The following is an 18,692-nucleotide window of genomic DNA, read 5'->3' on the forward strand; positions in this document are numbered from 1 at the left end:
TTACATTGGCAGGGGTTTCAACAACAGTACCTACACGCATACCTCTGTATTCGACAGGTGCACCTGTGCGTAGTCCTCGAACTGACTGTTCAAATTCAATTAGGTAGTAATCAAAATCATAAAAGCGCTCTTCTAACGCCTCTTTATAGCTTTGGCTTAATGAAAAGCTATGCCCATCTTGTGCTATTTCACCCGGGGCCTGTTGTTCAGGTAAACCAACCGAAATACCGCCTTTTAATAGTTTACTCAAAGAGCCCGTATTAATATTGATACCATCGGCAGATAGGTCAATTTCAATTCCTGCGTTCACCCAAAATATTGAGTTCATGGTGATCAGATTTTGATAAGGGGCTTTAATAAATACGCCATACTTCATTGCTTGGTTTTCCCAATCAAAAGTGGCGGTTTCTATTTGCCCTATTTTATAATTTTTGAAGAATATACCGGTGCTTACATCAAGTACTTCAGCGTTGTAACTCATTAATTTAAAACGACCACCTTTCACATCTTTACCAATGAGGGCGGGTTCATCTTGTAACTTAAAACGCTCTTTTAGTTCTTTACTTTCACCGGGTGAAAACTCTAAATATACACCAGACAATAACGTACTCATCCCGCTAATACCTGTTTCATCAATGCGTGGTTTTACGACCCAAATTTTGGCATCGTCAGTCAGTAGCTCGTTGTAATTTTTATCTATTTGCGCGCGAGCAATTACGCTGTCTTGCGTGTCGGATAGCCGAACATGATCAATTTGACCTATTTTTACACTGCGCACTTTTATTTCAGTCTTACCTGCAATAATACCTTCTGCTTGTGGCATTTCGATAAAAATAGTAGGGCCTTTATTAGCTTGGTATTGGTATAACATCCACATGCCCACTAACAGCGCAATTGCCGGAATGATCCAGATAGCTGAAATTTTCGGTTCTTTTGTTATTTCGGCGGTTTCGGTCATGCTTTGTTCTCTGATTTTTTGTTTTTAGGGGAATCCCACAATAAGCGTGGGTCAAAGGCATGGGCAGCCATCATTTGGCATATTACCATAACTGTAAAAAATACAATGCCTAATCCTGGCGTTACTGACATTAAATTACCCAGTTGAACTAAGGCCACTAAAATAGCAACCACGAATACATCTATCATCGACCATTTACCAATAAACTCAGTCAGTTGATAAATTCGGGTGTAACTTTTTGTATGTTTATTGGCAGGCCTTGTAACCATAAAGCATAAAAAGCTCAATACAAAAGCTTTAGCAAGTGGCACCACAACGCTGGCTAAAAATATAATAGCGGCAATAGGGTAGGAGCCACTTTTCCAAAGAGTAATAACACCACCAATTAAAGTCGAAGGGGATTCATCCCCAAGGCTAGTGGTGTGCATAATAGGTAAAACATTTGCTGGAATATAACAAACAACAGAAGTAATTAGCCAAGCTGCTGCTTTTTGTACGCTATAAGGATTTCTAACGTGTGTTTTTGTATGGCAACGCTGGCAAATATTACCGGTACATAGTTGATGGCACACATGGCAGGCTTTAATATTTTCATCTATTGCACGTTTAGCATGCTCTGCGCCTTCGAGTACTTTTACAGGCTTTATTTGAGCCCATAAGCGTGGGCGATTTAAGTGAACAAGTGCAGCTATGTATAAAATAACAAACCCCACATAAGCCCAAAAACTCGTGCCGAAGCTAATATCAGCCAGCGACATGATTTTAACCATACTAACAAGTACGCCAATTAAAAATATTTCCGACATAATCCAAGGCTCTAACGCCAAAGTGAACTTTAGTAGTCGCCTTGCAATGCTCTCTGGTAATGCTTTTAAAAGCCCAAGATGCAAAGGAATTAAAATAACAAGCAAACCCATGGGCAGGGCAATAATGCTCAAATCAATAAATAAGCCAAGTAGCTCACTATCATAATTAAACAAAATTCGAGCCGCGTCGGGCAGTGTAATAGTTTGAGTTATACCGCTACTACTAAATGAAATAAAAGGGTAAAACATACTGCTGAGCAACATTAATAGTGCGCTAAAGCTTAGTGCAACTATGCGACTGTCGTGATTAACATCGGCTTCGCAAAGTTTATGGTGACAATGTGGGCATATCGCCATTTGTTTTGCGATTATGCGAGGTATATCTATGATCAGATCGCAGCAGGGGCAGACAGTTTGCAATTTAATACCAAGCAAGAAGAATATTTCTTCAATTTTGCTATATTTAATACATTAATACAACGCGTTCTGCCATCAAGCTGCTCGTTATATAAAGGAAGCGTGTGAAATATTATTTGTACTGCATACAAATGTGGCTCTTTATTTGTTCGCAAAATGCTGTGGCTATTAATAAAGAGCGAGAAGTAATTATCGCCGCGAGCGCATCAATTCCGCCCTATGTTTTTGCAAAAACAGACTCGGGTATACACCTAGGTTTAATTAAAGCCGCGTTAAAGGCTAATGGATTTGCCAATATTAATGTGCAATATATGTCTAATAAACGCGCTGAGCATCAATTGCATAATAAAGGAGTAGATATACTTTTAAATTATGCAGGAGGAAGTAGTCCTGGTATTTACTCAAGTAAACCGGTACTTAGTTATGAAAATGTAGCCATTACACTCAAGCGAAATAAATATAATATTGATAAAATAGAAGGCATGTTTAATAAAAACGTTCTTGCTTTTCAAAATGCAACTGCATATCTGCCTTCTATATTTAAAAGTAATGTTAAACACTTTAGCTCATATCAAGAGGTTATTAATCAAAAAGCGCAAGTAGATAAGCTGTTAAAAGGTTGGGTGGATGTAATTGTGTTAGACAAGCGTATTTTTTACTATTACTACAATCAACATAAATCACCCGAAGCTGTGCAAATTTACACTTTATTTACAAAAGCAGAGCGACCTGCTTATTTTAATAACTTCTCTTTAGCTACTGAGTTTGATATTGGTTTGGCGCTCATCAAGCAAAACGGTACTTATAAAAGAATTTTTGATGAAGGCCAAACCCATTCATCAATCAAATAACGCCACTGTTTGACGTGTAAGCGCTATTAGCTCACCGGATTGTGACCATATACAGCCATCTTCTAAACCGTAACCATCTTTTGAGTGATGAGTGATTGCTTCAAAGCCAAGCCATTCGCCAGGTGATAAGTTTGGCTCTTGTACAAACTCTAAATACCATGACATGCTACTAGCTGGAGCGGGTTGTTTAAACATTTGTAATAACGTAGGTGGCCATGCATCTGTTAATGCAATTACATGCGCTTCAGTTATTTGTTCGGGCGTATGTTTAAAGCGCATCCATCCCCCTAAGTGAGACGTTTCTGCGCTGCTAAATGGCATGGCACCTTGTTGAGGGCATAAATCAACATGTTGAAAAAATTCAGGCATCTGGCCTTTAATAAAAGGTAGAGTATGGCGCTCGTCTACCGGTTTTAACCCTAAAGACTTTGAAACAGGCACATTTACACCCGACTCTCTACTTTTAGCAAAACACGCTTGTACAATTACACACACTTGTTCATTTTGAATGGCTTTGGCGAGTACCTGTGTGCTGCTTTTACCTTGTCGTAATATTTCTACCGATAACGAAAAAGGAGTATCAGCTAGTAATGGCCCTACAAAATTTGTACTGAGTGAGAGTAGGCGACGATCATTGGATACTTTTCCTCTGATAGCTTGATACAACAGTGCGGCTGAGAGCCCACCAAAAGCAGTTCTGCCTTGGCACCAGTTTTCTGGAAATTGCATTGTGCTAGTTAATTGTTCGGTATTGTCTGAACTTCCAATTTTTGCAGCTTGGAGAAGTAATTGTTCAAAATGCATGAAGATGTCCTTTTATAGTGCGATTTAATAAATTTATAACACAACCAAACTAGTCAGACCAGTAATTAAAAACGTCTCTGGCGGTGCAAAAATCACCATTCCTTACAATTATTAGGGTTATTTTGTAAATAAATCACAAAAAATGGATTTTTTTTCATTTTTACAGTTGAAATAAGTTTGGCGCATCCCTATTTACTATGTCATCGAACGTATTAACGAATATTGAAGTTGGAGAAGTTTCATGGGTAAAATTATTGGAATCGATTTAGGTACTACAAACTCTTGTGTTGCAGTACTTGATGGTGGCAAAGCACGTGTTATTGAAAACGCGGAAGGCGATCGCACAACCCCGTCTATTATTGCTTACACGCAAGACGGCGAAACATTAGTAGGTCAATCTGCTAAGCGTCAAGCGGTTACTAACCCGACAAACACATTATTTGCAATCAAGCGTTTAATTGGTCGTCGTTTTGAAGACGAAGAAGTACAACGCGATATCGGCATTATGCCGTTTAAAATCATCAAAGCTGATAACGGCGATGCATGGGTAGAAGCGGGTGGCGAAAAACGCGCTGCACCACAAATTTCTGCTGAAGTACTGAAAAAAATGAAGAAAACGGCAGAGGACTTCTTAGGTGAAGAAGTAACTGAAGCTGTAATCACAGTACCTGCATACTTTAACGATTCACAACGTCAAGCAACGAAAGATGCTGGCCGTATTGCGGGTCTTGAAGTTAAACGTATTATCAATGAGCCAACTGCTGCGGCACTTGCTTACGGTATGGATAAAAACCGTGGCGAAAACATCGTTGCAGTATATGACTTAGGTGGCGGTACTTTCGATTTATCAATCATTGAAATTGATGAAGTTGAAGGCGAGCACACTTTTGAAGTACTTGCTACAAACGGTGATACTCACTTAGGTGGTGAAGATTTCGATAACCGTGTAATCAACTACTTAGTAGCTGAATTCAAGAAAGATCAAGGTTTAGACTTAAAAACTGATCCTCTTGCAATGCAACGTGTTAAAGAAGCTGCTGAAAAAGCAAAAATTGAACTGTCATCTGCACAATCAACTGAAGTAAACCTTCCGTATGTAACTGCTGATGCATCTGGTCCTAAGCACATGAACGTGAAACTAACACGTGCTAAGCTTGAATCACTAGTTGAAGATTTAGTAACTAAATCTCTAGAGCCACTTAAACGTGCACTTGCTGATGCTGATTTATCAGTAAGCGACATCAACGATATTATTCTTGTTGGTGGCCAAACACGTATGCCTTTAGTACAAAAAACAGTTGCTGATTTCTTCGGTAAAGAACCACGTAAAGACGTAAACCCTGATGAAGCAGTTGCAGTAGGCGCAGCGATTCAAGGTGGTGTACTTGCTGGTGACGTCAAAGATGTACTATTACTAGACGTTTCTCCATTATCTCTTGGTATTGAGACAATGGGTTCAGTAATGACAGCATTAATTGAGAAAAACACGACGATTCCTACTAAGAAATCGCAAACATTCTCAACAGCTGAAGATAACCAATCTGCTGTAACAATTCACGTGTTACAAGGTGAGCGTAAACGTTCAAGCGACAATAAATCTCTAGGTCAATTTAACCTAGAAGGTATTCGCCCAGCACAACGTGGTACACCGCAAATCGAAGTAACATTCGATGTTGATGCCGATGGTATCTTACATGTATCTGCAAAAGATAAAGATACAGGTAAAGAGCAAAAAATCACAATTCAAGCATCTTCAGGCCTAAGCGATGAAGAAGTTGAAAAAATGGTTCGTGATGCAGAAGCACATGCTGAAGACGATAAAAAGTTTGAAGAACTTGTAGCTGCTCGTAACCAAGCTGATGCTCTAGTACACGGTACTCGTAAGCAAATTGAAGAAGCTGGCGATGCATTACCAAGCGAAGACAAAGAAGCGATTGAAGCGGCTGTTGTAGATTTAGAAGCTGCTATTAAGAGCGACAACAAAGAAGAGATTGAAGCTAAAACTCAAGCTCTTGCTGAAAAGTCTCAAAAACTAATGGAAATTGCACAAGCGAAAGCACAGCAAGGTTCAGCAGATGCAGGCGAGCAACAGCAATCAGCTAAGCAAGACGACGACGTTGTTGATGCAGAGTTCGAAGAAGTGAAAGACGACAAGTAATTGTTGCTAACGCTTCTCGCTAGCCAAAAACACTTAACTCAATCGAGTGTTTAGGTTAGGATGAACAATTGAGGCGCGCGAGCAATAGCTTGTCGCGCCTTTTGCATGTATTTAAGGTTTGAAAATTCAATGATAAATCGATGCGATTTATCGGTTTATCCAGCAGCTCACGCTGCAAACAGAAAAGAGTAGTGTGATAGATATGTCAAAACGCGATTATTACGAAGCCCTCGGCGTAAGCAAAGATGCGAGTGAGCGAGACATAAAAAAAGCGTATAAACGCTTAGCGATGAAATATCATCCAGATCGTACCGCAGGCGATAAAGAGCTTGAAACTAAATTTAAAGAAGTTAAAGAAGCTTACGAGATTTTAACTGATCCTCAAAAACGCCAAATGTATGACCAACATGGTCACGCGGCATTTGAACAGGGCGGTGGCGGTGGTCATGGCGGCTTTGGTGGCGGTCATGGCGATTTTGGTGATGTATTTGGTGACGTATTTGGCGATATTTTTGGTGGCGGCGGTGGTCGACGTCAATCTCGTCAACAACGTGGTTCTGACTTACGTTACAACATGGACTTGAGCTTAGAAGAAGCGGTTCGTGGTAAAGAAGTTGAAATTAAAGTACCAACATGGGTGGGTTGTGAGCCATGTGATGGCAGTGGTGCTAAAGCAGGTTCTAAGCCTAAAACATGTACTACGTGTCATGGTGCTGGCCAAGTACAAATGCGCCAAGGTTTCTTTGCTGTTCAGCAAACGTGTCCAACGTGTCAGGGACAAGGTCAGATTATTTCAGACCCTTGTAACAAATGTCATGGCCAGGGCCGCGTAGAAAAAACTAAAACGCTTTCAGTTAAAATTCCAGCTGGCGTTGATACAGGAGACCGTATCCGCTTAACTGGTGAAGGTGAAGCCGGAATGCACGGCGCGCCATCTGGCGACTTGTACGTGCAAGTATCTGTTCGCGAACATGAAATATTTGTACGTGAAGCAAATAATTTATACTGTGAAGTACCAATTAGCTTTACAACAGCAGGTCTTGGTGGCGAAATTCAGGTGCCAACACTTGATGGTCGTGCAAAACTTAAAATACCTTCTGAAACGCAAACGGGCAAAATGTTCCGTATGCGTGGCAAAGGCGTTAAGTCTGTTCGAAGTGGTGCCCAAGGCGATCTAATTTGTAAGGTAGTAATCGAAACGCCAGTTAATCTTAACGAGCGTCAACGTGAACTACTGCAAGAGTTAGATGAAAGTATGGGTACAGATAGCTCGAAAAATCGTCCTAAAGAGCAAGGCTTTTTTGACGGTGTTAAAAAGTTTTTTGATGATTTAACTAAGTAAATTTAAATTATTATTAATAATGAAACGGCGCTTTTTAGCGTCGTTTTTTTTGCTTTAAATTTTATTTTTGTTACTGTTAAAAAAAACACGATTAAATAGTATGACCCCAGCAATCGAATTACTTAAAAAACAAAAAATCCCCTTTGAAGTACTCAGTTACGAACACGATGCAGGTAATAGTCAATATGGGCTTGAAGCTGTTGAAAAGTTAAATTTAGATAGCGCCCAAGTATATAAAACTCTCGTTCTTGAAACACACGAAAGGCAGCTAATTGTTGCTGTTACTCCTGTGTCGCAACAAGTTAACTTAAAACAGTTGGCAAAATTATGTGGTGCCAAAAAAGTAGCAATGGCTGCCCCGCAAAAAGTTCAAGCTAGCACTGGTTATATTTTAGGGGGAGTAAGTCCACTTGGACAAAAAAAACGCTTAGCTACGTTTATTCATAGTAGTGCTTCACTTTTTGATACTATTTATGTGAGCGCCGGAAAGCGAGGTTTAGAAATCGCACTCTCCCCAACTAATTTAGCGGCGTTAACTAGCGCTAAATTTGGCGATTTATAGCCTTTATTTTTAAAATTACTCTCCATAAAGGCAATTAACTCAAGTTAAGCAATTTGCTCAATACCTTATTTGTAACTACATTGAGAGTATCTTTATACCGTTAATATTTAATACCAAACGGTATTACACATTTTGTATACGGCTGTTTGTATGAACCTTTTAGATGTAGATTATTTTGCAATACTGGTGGCTGCACTGTCTTCTTTTATGCTTGGCGGCATATGGTACTCAAAAGCACTCTTTAAAAACGCTTGGCTAGAAAGTATTGGCTTAACTGACCTTGATTTACAATCAGCCAATCCTAAGTTGATATTTGGCGGCAGCTTCTTTTTAGTATTTATAGCGGCTTTAATGTTGTCTCTATTTTTAGGTAAAGACGCAAGTTTAGTTGAGTGTGTAGGAACAGGCTTTGTGATCGGCTTTTTTTGGATCAGTAGTTCACTAGGGTTAAGTTATATATTTGAGCAACGCCCTTTAAAACTATTTTTAATTAATGGGAGTTACTGTATTTTACAGTTTTCGTTAATGGGGCTTATTTTAGGTATTTGGCCGTAAGGGTTGAGTTGCCATTAATGCCCGGTTTGATTCTTACCTGAGAGTAGAGTAGGTTTATATAATCGTATTTACATGATTTGGTAGCAGTATTAATGAAAATATTAGTTGTTGATGATATGCCGCTCATGCGTCATGTTTTAATTAATATGCTAAGAAAGTTGGAGTATTGCAATATCGTTGAAGCTACTGATGGATTACAAGCTTTGGCTTTATTACGTGACCAACATTTCGATTTGGTTATTACAGATCTTCATATGCCAAAAATGGATGGTGTTGATTTACTCACAAACATTCGAAAAGACAGAGCCCTTGCTGATATTCCTGTGTTGATGGTTACCTGTGAGGATAGTACAGATAAAGTTAAGCAAGTAATTGCGGCTAAAGTATCGGGGTTTATAATCAAACCTTTTAATATGAATGTATTATCATCTCAATTAAACCGCTTCTTTTTCAAAGATTAGGTTATATTTTTCATCATCATTAAATTATTATGAGCTCACTTTAATAACCATACCGCGTAAAAATTCTAAAACCCAGTGGTCACCTTTACCCACCTAATACCAATGAGCAATAATACTTAATCATTTTGCGAGGCTAAATGTATCGCTCCCTGTGTTAAAAAATTCTCATTTAGAACAGTTAAATAGCGAATTTTCGCCTAGCTATCAACACGTTTTTCTACCCTCAAAATAGATCACTTAATTAAACGAATTGCTATAAACTGGTATCATAAAGAATAATTTTTTATATAGTACTGAAGGACTTAATGGCAAAACCTAATAAAAAAGGCCCAACTAAAACGGTCGATATTTTTTGCTCTGCTTGTAAAGCTTCCTTATTTAAATATCGAAAAGGAGGCAAAGGAGCATTAGTTAAGTGTTTTAAAGAGCGTATTAGTCAAGACTTTACACAAGAGCCCTGTATTTGTCCTAACTGCAGTCGGCCTTTTGCCCGAGAAGCGATTATTCGTGGTGCACCTGCCTATAAAATAATTGGTGGCAAAGTAACGTTTAAATAATTCAGATACAGTAAAATTTCTTCATACGGACATATGGCCTTGTTAGAATTTACCATATTGATAGAATCGCTCGGTTTGCTGTTTCAATGAATGAAAAAATACCCTCCCCATGGATCGGGCCAGTTTATTGGGTTATTTAAAAATGGATAAAGGATAGTTTCGTGATAGCACTCTTATTTGACATCATAGGTATGACAGGTACTTTTTTAGTAGTTGGTTCATTTTTCTTACTGCAGCTAGGAAAGACGTCTCCATCTAGCCTAACGTATAATATGATGAATTTAACAGGGGCGATTTTGTTGTTAATTAGCCTTTGCTATAACTTTAATTTAGCGAGCTTTGTGATAGAAATATTTTGGATAGCTGCTTCATTAATTGGTTTATACAAATACCTAAAAAACAGATCAGCTTTAGCTACAAATTAATAACGTATTAATTTTGTTCTAAACCTTAAACACTGCAAGCACAACTGTTTGCGGTGTTTTTTGTTTTTAGGACTAAATTTAATTAACAAGTATAATTAAATTCATTTGTTAACAAAAAGTTTATATCCCTGCCTCATATAAGTCGTTACACTAGCGACCTTAAATTTTTAGGCTATTTCTCGGGTAGGCCATGTTTACGTTTTCTAAAAAAATAATTACAGTATGTATATTATTAGTATTAATTTTGGTTGTTACATTTTGGGTAGGCCGCGCTCACGATATTGAAAAAGCAACAGCTCAAGCGCAGCGTCAGGTTACCCAATTAAATAATTACATTGATACTGAACTCGCTCGTTTTTCGGCTATTCCCCAGCTACTTACTTATAATCAGTTAATGATTGAATTTGCAAACGGCGACCAAGCCCATTACAACGCTATAAATAACTACTTAGCTGATATACAACAAGCCAGTGGTGCATCAGATATATTTGTACTGAATGCCCAAGGCGCAGTAACGGCAAGTAGTAACTGGCAAGCCGACTACACATTTTTAGGCAGTAACTTTGCCTTTAGACCTTACTTTAAGCGTGCATTTGCAGGTGAAAAAGTGGCCTACTTTGCACTAGGTATGCGTTCAAAAGAGCGTGGTATTTATTTTTCGCAGGCTGTTTATCACGACAACAAAGCGGTTGGTGTTGTTGTATTAAAAGTGAATGTAAGCAAATTTGAAAACGACAGAGAGCTTTTAAATACATCTAAAGGTAGCCATTTTTATTTAGAGCTTAGTGATAATGTAATTGCGATGTCTGATATGCAAACATGGCGTTTAAATAGCTTCAGTGAGTTTGATATACCAAAGCGACGTAATATAAAGTTACGCCGTGCTTATTTAGATCATCAACCTGTATATATTAAGCAATTTCAATATAAGAGCCAGGGTATTTCGCATTTCAAAATTAATAAAAACCTTTATGTGAGTGCGACAAAACCATTGCGTTACTTTAGTGCACATATGAACGTACTTGTTGATATTACAAAAGTAAATTCAGCTCAATTAATACGCTTGTTTTGGGCATTTAGCATTTATGCTTTAGTTATTATTGTTGGTTATAGTTTACTTGCTCGTTTTGCGGGTTATAAAAAGCTCGTTTACTCTAGGCATAGTCTTGAGCAAAAAGTGATTGAGCGCACACAAGAGCTTGAGAAAACGCAAGTTGCATTAGTTCAATCAGCAAAACTTGCAACAATTGGGCAGTTAAGCGCAGGTATTAATCACGAAATAAACCAGCCCCTTAGCGCTATGAATACTTACCTAGCAAGCGCCAAACGTTTACTCGCTAAGCAAAATTACACCGCACTTAGCGAAAGCATAACTGTGATTGAGGGGCTTGTAGGTCGCGTACACAAAATAGTGGGGCAGCTAAAACATTTTAGCAAACCATCACAAACTCAATTAAGGCCTTATCCGTTAGCTGGTTTATTAAATAACGCCTTGATGATTGCCAGCTCACAACTAAAACAAGATAACGTACACGTAGAGCAGCCTAATTTAGATAGTGGGTTAATAGTGTGGGTTGATTCACTTAAATTTGAGCAAGTGTTGGTTAACTTAATAACTAACGCGAGCCAAGCTATGAATGGCGCAATAATACGTAAATTAAGTTTTAATGTTGAGTGCTTTGATAATCGAGTAAAACTCTCAATTTTAGATACAGGGCCTGGAATAGAGCAACATGCTTTTGGTAATATTTTCGAACCTTTTTATAGTACTAAAGAGAGTAACGGCTTAGGCCTTGGATTATCTATTTCAAAACAAATCATTGACTCGTTTAATGGCTCTTTAAGTGCGCACAATCGACTGCAAGGCGGGGCTGAGTTTATAATCAGTCTATCAAGCACGCAGGATAAAACAGATGATTGAAAACTCACCGTGTAAGCACATCATTGTAGTTGATGATGAAGCGATGATCAGAGATTCATTAAAACAATTACTTACCCTCGAAGGCTATACAGTTGAGTGCTTTAATGATGCAAGTACGGCTCTAACAAAGCTTAATCGACGTTTTATGGGCGTTGTACTGAGTGACATAAATATGCCTGCAATGGATGGGCTAACTTTGCTTGAGCAAGTCACGGCATTTGATAGTGAACTGCCGGTTATATTTTTAACAGGGTACGCCGATGTAACTATTGCTGTTAAAGCTATGCAATTAGGCGCGTATGACTTATTTGAAAAACCAGTAAACGAAACATTGCTTGATTGCATAGCAAGAGCATGCGACAAGCGTAGCTTAGTGATTCAAAATCGTGCACTAAAACTTGCTGTACAAAAAACCTCAGCGCCGGGTGTAAGAATACTGGGTGATACTCCTAAAATGCAAGATATGATGCATTTACTCAATACGGTTATTGATACCCCAGCTGATGTAATGATTGAAGGTGAAACTGGCACGGGTAAAGAGCTTGTAGCGCGTTACTTACACGATCAAAGTATTCGCTCAGCAAGTAATTTTGTGGCTATAAATTGCGGCGCGGTGCCTGAGCAGTTGATAGAAAGCGAGTTGTTTGGTGCTGCAAGTGGTGCCTATACCGGAGCAACTCACACTCGTAAGGGAAAGTTTGAATTTGCACAAGGTGGTACAGTTTTTTTAGATGAAATAGAAAGTACCCCTATGTCGTTGCAGGTTAAATTATTACGCGTATTAGAGGAGCGAAAAGTAACTCCAGTAGGTGATAATAAAGCAATTGAGTTAGATATAAGAATTGTTGCAGCCACTAAAGTAGATTTGCTTTTATTAGTTGAAAAAGGTGAATTTAGAGCAGACTTATATTATCGACTAAGCTTGGTAAAAGTAGATATACCGCCTCTTAGAGCTCGCAAAGCAGATATAGTATTACTCTTTAAGCACTTTAGCTCTATTGCAGCAACACGCTATCACAAGCCGCCAGCACCTCTTAATAGCGAAATACAACAGCGACTCTTAGCGTACGACTGGCCTGGTAATGTAAGGGAGCTTAGAAACCAAGCTGAGCGCGCGGTTTTATTAGGAGTAGAACTTGCTTTTAGTGTTAGCAAAACGCAGGCTAAAGGTGAGCTTTCTCCCGATTTAAGCCTATCTGAAAAAGTTGCTTTTTATGAGCAGTCGTTAATAGAAGAAGCCCTAGAGCGTAACCATGGCAGTATTAAAAATACGATGGATACACTGCAAATCGCTCGTAAAACCCTTTACGATAAAATGAGTAAATACAATTTAAACCGCGATATGTTTATTGACTAAATTGTGTGGTTTATGTGACAACTTCGTTTTTATGGTGTGTGGGAAACCGCACATTTATTCTCTTTTTTATACGCAATACCCATTAACCATCTGAAATATAGAAGTATTTTACCATTGGCAGTAATGTTGCCTTATTAGGTCTGACAACAAGTAGATTCTAATAATTAGGACACATAATGATAAAGTTTACACACTCTACTATTTTACTCACCTCAATAAGTAGCTTAGCTTTTTACTCGTACACGGCTTGCGCTACTGAATATGATGTTTATGGTAAAGCCGAAGTGCAAATTGCTAATACAGATACGGGTATTATGCGTTACGCAGAAGAAGGCACGCAGATTGAAGCGCCATTTTCGCGTATAGGTATTCAAGGGCAACACAAATTAAATGAATATTTAAACGTTGTTTTTAAATACGAAGTGCAAGTAAAAGGCTTTGAGCAAGATGACACCGAAGAGCCATTTAGTGCAAGGAATACTTATCTTGGTTTAAAAGGTCAATTTGGCGAGCTTGTAGTGGGAAGAAATGATACTCGCTTTAAATACTCTGAAGGCAAAGTTGATAACTTTAATGAAACCCAAGGTGACATAGCCCAAGTTATTGCAGGACAAGATAGACTTGGTGATACGCTAACATACACTTCTAATTATTGGCATAATACGCAATTTTCGTTTACTTATGCTCCAAAAGACGACAACAAAGATAACGAAGCTGGATTTGCAGCAACTTTTATTTATGGTGATCGTAGCTTAAAAAGCACCTCATATTACTTATCATTAAGCCATGTTGATTCTCTTAATAATATTAATGCGAGCCGAATAGCAGCAGCCTATAAATTTGAACAATTACAGCTTGGTGCACTATATCAGCATTCTGAATCAACAGATGGTATAAAATCAGGTAACGGTTATGTGTTAAGTGCAAGCTATACGCTTGATAAATGGGTACCTAAATTACAGTTTGCTAAAGATGACTCTTTACTTCGTCAAACTTCTGAGGCAACACAATGGACTACGGGCCTTGACTATGTATTTGACAAGCAAACAACTGCTTACCTTTTATACACCGACCTTAATTTAGAAGAACAAGACGACAGCAGTGTTGCGCTTGGTCTTAAATACAAATTTTAGAGGCCTGCCATGACAGATAATATACTCACGCAAAAACCAGATAAGAAAAGAAATTTCCAATGGCTTTTTTTGATACTAGGCCCTGTAGTAATGCTAATGACATGTTTACTCGATCCACCAACGGGTATGTCTGTAGCGGCATTTAAAACCGCAGGTTTAGCATTTTGGATGGCATCGTGGTGGGTTAGCGAAGTAGTACCAATTCCAGCAACTGCTTTGCTCCCTCTGGTAATATCACCACTTGCTGATATAGCAGCAATTAAAAGCGTGGCTGCCCCGTATGCGCACCCGCTAATATTTTTATTTTTAGGTGGTTTTTTAATTTCTATTGCTATGGAGCGTTGGGGGTTACATAAACGTATTGCGCTAAGCACCATGTTATATGCGGGTAAAAAGCCAAGCTTGCAAATTTTAGCCATGATGCTGGTAACCGCATTTTTGTCGATGTGGATGTCTAATACCGCAACAGCTGTAATGATGCTGCCTATTGCGCTTTCGATTACCAATTTAGTAAAGCAATCAGACCCGAGTAATGAAGGTTTTGGTAAGGCTTTACTGTTATCAATCGCTTATGGTGCAAGTATTGGTGGTATTGCTACTTTAATCGGTACTCCGCCTAATGCTTTAATGGCTGCTTACTTGTCAGATAGTTACCAAATAGAAATTGGCTTTGCGCAATGGATGATTGTAGGCGTACCACTGTCTTTAGGCATGCTAATTATTAGCTGGGTTTGGCTTACTAAATTTGCGTATAAAGTAGATGCTAATATTAAAAACGATCAGAAAATTGATACAAAAGCGGTGTTTTCAACGCAGTTAAAAAGCCTAGGTATAATGCAGCGCGCCGAAAAAGGCGTGTTATTTGTGTTTGTTTTAGCAGCACTGTGTTGGATATTTAGACCTTTATTAGGTGACATAACAGGTCTTAATATTTCAGATACTACTATTGCAATTGCAGCGGCATTGCTGTTGTTTGTAATGCCAGCGAATAAAGGCAAAGATGAGCGTATCCTTGATTGGGAAAGCGCAGCTAAAGTGCCGTGGGGCGTTTTATTATTATTTGGTGGCGGGCTTACACTTGCATCTCAAATTAAGTCATCAGGGCTTGCTGAATTTATTGCTCACCTAATTGAAGGCGCTAGCACTATTCCACTTGTTTTGAGTGTACTTGTTGTTGTGGCATTAATTACGTTTTTAACTGAGATCACAAGCAATACAGCAACTGCAGCGGGCTTTCTTCCTTTGTTAGGGCCCGTTGCAGAGTCTATAACAGGTTCACCATTGGTTTGGGTTATTCCAGCAGCTATAGCGTGTAGTTGTGCGTTTATGATGCCGGTAGCGACACCACCAAATGCTATTGTGTTTGGCTCAGGGCAAATTCAAATGCGCGACATGATAAGAGCGGGTTTTGTGCTAAACATTGTGGCTATTGTATTAATTACGCTGGTTACAATGACGATTGCAGCCCAAGTATTTGGCTTTTAAAGCTGAACTAAATTAGTTCGAACCAACCTATGCCAGAGTAGCTTTGTTTATATTTACAGTTTTAAACAAAGCTACTCTTTATGCTTATTTATATTGCTTAAGAAGCTCTTTTTTAGATAATTAGTGTTATTGCTCGAAAAACAGAACAAGGTTATAGTCGTTAATAACTTTAAAAATTGAGTAACCTATTTTGAGCACTGAGACATCACAGGCAATGCCTTTAATTCCCCAGTTTGATGAATTGCAAAAAAGCTTTCTCGAAACGCCTTACTTGCCAATTGATAAACGTCTCGTTTTATTGAAAAAACTCCGTGTACGTATTGTTGAACTTGAGCAAGAGCTAGTAGATGCTGCTTCAAAAGACTTTGGTTACAGAACCGCTTTCGATACTTTACTTGGCGATATACTGCCTACAGTGCAAACACTCGCGCACATTATTAAAAAACTGCCAAAATGGGCAAAGCCAAGTAATCGCTCTGTGGGTTTAAGCTTATGGCCTTCAAAAGTAAGTGTTAATTATCAGCCCAAAGGTGTGGTTGGTATTATTGCACCGTGGAATTACCCGATTCAGTTAGCGTTAGTACCTGTGCTTACCGCCATAGCTGCCGGTAATAGAGTGATGCTTAAATTAAGCGAATTCACACCTCATACAAACGCCGTTATCGAAAAAATATTTAAAGATGATCTGCAAGCTCATTGTAAAATAATACAAGGCGGTAGCGACGTAGCCGCGCAGTTTTCATCACTGCCATTTGCTCATTTATTATTTACGGGTTCTACGAACGTAGGTAAATTAGTAATGGCGTCAGCGAGTCGTAATTTAACGCCGATAACGCTTGAACTCGGTGGTAAATCGCCAGTTATTATTACGCAAAATGCCGATATTAAAAAAGCGGCACAAGCCTTACTGTTTGGTAAAATGGCCAACGCAGGGCAAATATGCGTTGCACCCGACTACGTATTTGTACCCAAAGAGCTTGAGCATCAGCTTATTCAGCAATTATGCGAGTTGTATAAAAAGCATTTTAAAGACGGTGTTGAAGGTAAAAACTTAACTTCTATCATTAGCGATGCGCATTATAAACGTTTGGCAACCTACTTAGAGCAAGCCCAAGAACTGGGTGCAAACATTATTAAGCCACTTGAACACAATCAGCAAGACGAAGAAAAGCATCGTATGGGGCTGCATTTAGTGACTCAAGTAACTGACGAAATGCAGCTTATGCAAGATGAGTTATTTGGTCCAATACTGCCAATAATGAGTTATGAAAAGCTCGACAGCGCAATTGACTATATTAAAGCTCATCACCACCCATTAGCGCTTTATATTTTAGGCCAAGATAAGCACGCTCAAGAATACATTATGAAGCAAACAATCAGTGGCACTGTGGCAATAAACGATACCTTAGTGCAAGTAACTGCTGACGATGCTCCTTTTGGTGGTGTAGGCCATTCAGGAATGGGGCATTATCATGGTATAGAAGGTTTTTTAACGTTTAGCCATGCTAAAAATACGTTAGTATCGGGCTCGTTTAATCCTCGCATTGTTATGCTACTAAAACAAAGCAAACTTATTATTAAGCTTCTAAAGTGGCTTTACATAAAATAATAGGGTGCTGATTTGGTAAAGTTGAATAGGTGTTAACTTGCTAATCAAGATATATTAAAAAGGCTGAATTACATTATGTAATTCAGCCTTTTTTAGATTAGTTTAAAGCTACGGTCTTAAACTCTAAAATAAGACTTTAAAATAAGCGACCTTCGCCAGCATAGGTACCCACTTGTATTTTTGCATAAATGGCATCGGCTTTTTCTTTAGCTGCTTCAATTTCTTTAGGCAGCATTTTACGCTCATCAAGTTTACGGCTATGACTCGCTTGCATATTACCGTTGTACTCAGCGATAGTATTCCAAATATATGACTTTTCAAGATCTTTTGGCATACCTAGTCCTTCAAAATACATGAGGGCTAAATTAAATTGCGCTAAAGAGTAATTGTTTGCAGCTGCTTTTTCGTACCAGTTACGTGCCGCTTCATAGTCTCGTGTAACACCCACGCCATTAGCGTACATTACGCCCAAATTAAATTGAGCTGCAGGTAAATTCTTCTTAGCTGCTTTTTCAAATAAGGTAACTGCCATTTGATGATCAAGTTTTACGCCTTTACCTTCATCGTATAAAACAGCTAGAGCAAACATCGAATCAGCATGGTTCTTTTTAACGCCTTGTTGATAAAGCGCAGCTGCTTTGCGGTAATCGCGTGTTACACCGTATCCACCTTCGTATAATTTGGCTAGTTCGTAAATTCCTGGCGCAAAACCTTTATCTGCTAGGTATTGGAATTCTTTTAGGGCGACTGCAAATTCACCTTCGTTAGCTGCTCTTATGCCATCTTCTAATGTTGCATGAGCGAAAGGGCTGGCAAGTAAAACGCCAGCAAGAATGAGTGCTTTTAAATTAAACTGTGACATATTAATGTCTCCAATTAGTAATAGTTTCGATAGATTTTAGGGCCAGTACATTTTTTAGATTAAACATCCACTGCTATTTAGGCTCGCCCTTGAGGCGGTTTGCTCTTTGTTGCTCGGTTTTTTAATGAGCTTACTAAGTTACAAACTTCGCGCGGCGATTAAATAGCGCCTAGATAGAACAAGTTTTAATCCTAAAAGGTCAACAGGCCATAGTTAAATGCTAATTTATTAAATTTTTGCGCTATTTGCACATTATAAACGTTTAATACCCAATACATTTATGTAAAGACTAAATCGGTTACTACAAATAGATGCAAAAAAGGGTGTCTACTGTTATGTTTTACGCCAGCTTTAGTGTAAACGCAAGGCGGTACCTTATAAGATCGTGCGTATAAAATGTAAATAACAGCGCGGTGGACTTTCAAGGTA

Annotated in this window: 17 protein-coding genes; 13 read left to right on the forward strand and 4 right to left on the reverse strand. The window is 38.7% G+C overall.

Annotated elements, in window-relative coordinates:
- Nucleotides 1-958, reverse strand: a 958-nt coding sequence (locus L652_RS0120335) for an MlaD family protein (RefSeq protein ID WP_024595566.1), incomplete at its 3' end; no start/stop codon positions are given.
- Complete coding sequence (locus L652_RS0120340; RefSeq protein WP_024595565.1) at nt 955-2,121, reverse strand: paraquat-inducible protein A; 1,167 nt, start codon at nt 2,119-2,121, stop codon at nt 955-957. The genes L652_RS0120340 and L652_RS0120335, both read right to left, overlap by 4 nt.
- A 164-nt stretch (nt 2,122-2,285) precedes the next feature.
- Here L652_RS0120340 and L652_RS01000000124215 point away from each other — a divergent pair, with 164 nt between their 5' ends.
- Nucleotides 2,286-3,032, forward strand: coding sequence for a transporter substrate-binding domain-containing protein (locus tag L652_RS01000000124215; RefSeq protein WP_024595564.1), 747 nt, complete (start codon nt 2,286-2,288; stop codon nt 3,030-3,032).
- On the opposite strand, the gene L652_RS0120350 is transcribed toward L652_RS01000000124215, so the two are convergent.
- On the reverse strand, nt 3,021-3,836 hold the full coding sequence (locus tag L652_RS0120350) for a thioesterase family protein (protein WP_024595563.1): 816 nt from the start codon (nt 3,834-3,836) through the stop codon (nt 3,021-3,023). The two genes, L652_RS01000000124215 and L652_RS0120350, sit on opposite strands and share 12 nt — an antisense overlap.
- A gap of 241 nt (nt 3,837-4,077) precedes the next feature.
- Between L652_RS0120350 and dnaK the strand changes: the two genes are divergently transcribed.
- The 12 genes from dnaK (at nt 4,078) to L652_RS0120410 (ending at nt 17,401) form a co-directional block, all read left to right on the forward strand.
- Complete coding sequence (dnaK, locus tag L652_RS0120355; RefSeq protein WP_002959064.1) at nt 4,078-5,994, forward strand: molecular chaperone DnaK; 1,917 nt, start codon at nt 4,078-4,080, stop codon at nt 5,992-5,994.
- A gap of 202 nt (nt 5,995-6,196) precedes the next feature.
- The gene (dnaJ, locus tag L652_RS0120360; RefSeq protein ID WP_002959065.1) at nt 6,197-7,336 is read left to right on the forward strand and encodes a molecular chaperone DnaJ; all 1,140 of its coding nucleotides are present in this window, start codon (nt 6,197-6,199) and stop codon (nt 7,334-7,336) included.
- A gap of 100 nt (nt 7,337-7,436) precedes the next feature.
- Nucleotides 7,437-7,898, forward strand: a complete 462-nt coding sequence (gene ybaK, locus L652_RS0120365) for a Cys-tRNA(Pro) deacylase (RefSeq protein WP_024595562.1) — start codon at nt 7,437-7,439, stop codon at nt 7,896-7,898.
- Between the two features lie 150 nt (nt 7,899-8,048).
- Nucleotides 8,049-8,453, forward strand: a complete 405-nt coding sequence (locus L652_RS0120370; protein ID WP_024595561.1) for a DUF1761 domain-containing protein — start codon at nt 8,049-8,051, stop codon at nt 8,451-8,453.
- Between the two features lie 92 nt (nt 8,454-8,545).
- Complete coding sequence (locus L652_RS0120375; protein WP_024595560.1) at nt 8,546-8,914, forward strand: response regulator; 369 nt, start codon at nt 8,546-8,548, stop codon at nt 8,912-8,914.
- A gap of 305 nt (nt 8,915-9,219) precedes the next feature.
- Nucleotides 9,220-9,471, forward strand: a complete 252-nt coding sequence (locus L652_RS0120380) for a hypothetical protein (RefSeq protein ID WP_024595559.1) — start codon at nt 9,220-9,222, stop codon at nt 9,469-9,471.
- 161 nt (nt 9,472-9,632) lie between these two features.
- On the forward strand, nt 9,633-9,896 hold the full coding sequence (locus L652_RS0120385; protein WP_024595558.1) for a hypothetical protein: 264 nt from the start codon (nt 9,633-9,635) through the stop codon (nt 9,894-9,896).
- Nucleotides 9,897-10,086: 190 nt separating this feature from the next.
- Nucleotides 10,087-11,817, forward strand: coding sequence for an ATP-binding protein (locus tag L652_RS0120390; RefSeq protein ID WP_024595557.1), 1,731 nt, complete (start codon nt 10,087-10,089; stop codon nt 11,815-11,817).
- Nucleotides 11,810-13,174 (forward strand): sigma-54 dependent transcriptional regulator, encoded by a 1,365-nt coding sequence (locus L652_RS0120395; RefSeq protein WP_002959078.1) that lies wholly within the window; start codon nt 11,810-11,812, stop codon nt 13,172-13,174. Before L652_RS0120390 ends, L652_RS0120395 begins: the two co-directional genes overlap by 8 nt.
- A 176-nt stretch (nt 13,175-13,350) precedes the next feature.
- Nucleotides 13,351-14,307 (forward strand): porin, encoded by a 957-nt coding sequence (locus tag L652_RS0120400; RefSeq protein ID WP_024595556.1) that lies wholly within the window; start codon nt 13,351-13,353, stop codon nt 14,305-14,307.
- A 9-nt stretch (nt 14,308-14,316) separates the two neighbouring features.
- Complete coding sequence (locus L652_RS0120405; RefSeq protein WP_024595555.1) at nt 14,317-15,792, forward strand: SLC13 family permease; 1,476 nt, start codon at nt 14,317-14,319, stop codon at nt 15,790-15,792.
- 190 nt (nt 15,793-15,982) lie between these two features.
- Nucleotides 15,983-17,401 (forward strand): coniferyl aldehyde dehydrogenase, encoded by a 1,419-nt coding sequence (locus L652_RS0120410; protein WP_024595554.1) that lies wholly within the window; start codon nt 15,983-15,985, stop codon nt 17,399-17,401.
- A 136-nt stretch (nt 17,402-17,537) separates the two neighbouring features.
- Here L652_RS0120410 and L652_RS0120415 read toward each other — a convergent pair whose 3' ends face one another.
- Nucleotides 17,538-18,263 carry a tetratricopeptide repeat protein gene (locus L652_RS0120415; RefSeq protein WP_024595553.1) on the reverse strand — a complete coding sequence of 242 codons (726 nt, stop codon included), beginning with the start codon at nt 18,261-18,263 and terminating at the stop codon, nt 17,538-17,540.
- Between the last annotated feature and the right edge of the window lie 429 nt (nt 18,264-18,692).

It is taken from the genome of Pseudoalteromonas sp. TB25 (assembly GCF_000497995.1).
GTDB lineage: Bacteria > Pseudomonadota > Gammaproteobacteria > Enterobacterales > Alteromonadaceae > Pseudoalteromonas > Pseudoalteromonas distincta.